Source organism: Phormidium sp. CCY1219, assembly GCF_035615515.1.
In the GTDB taxonomy this organism is placed as follows: domain Bacteria; phylum Cyanobacteriota; class Cyanobacteriia; order Cyanobacteriales; family Laspinemataceae; genus CCY1219.
In genome coordinates this window covers 1-342 of record NZ_JAJENT010000293.1, presented here as the reverse complement: position 1 = coordinate 342, position 342 = coordinate 1, and the positions used below count along the sequence as shown (strand labels likewise).

Annotated in this window: 1 protein-coding gene; it reads right to left on the bottom strand. The window is 47.7% G+C overall.

Features of this window, described 5'->3' with window-relative positions:
- Window positions 1-149 precede the first annotated feature (149 nt).
- Window positions 150-342 (bottom strand): hypothetical protein (locus LKK83_RS04860; RefSeq protein ID WP_324629787.1); only part of this gene is annotated, 193 nt, incomplete at its 5' end.

The following is a 342-nucleotide window of genomic DNA, read 5'->3' as shown; positions in this document are numbered from 1 at the left end:
AGATTGCGTAAGCCCTGGAAATTTATCTCATCAGAAGAGGTAGCAACACCTATCTGCGGTTGTGCTGTGGACCGGCTTTTTTTTGAGGCGATCGCTTGACAAAAAAAGGGCGATCGGCTATAATTAAACCGTCACCCCAGGCAGGGCTTTTAAGCATTGCACAGATTGCTTAAGTCTCCTGCCTGACCCTTACGTTCCATTATATCACCCCGAGGGTGTTTTGGGAAGAAAAAAAATTGCGTAAGCCCTGGCAATTCTTCAGACAAGGTAGCAACACCTATCCGCTGTGGACCGGCTTTTTTTTGAGGCGATCGCTTGACAAAAAAAGGGCGAGCGGCTACA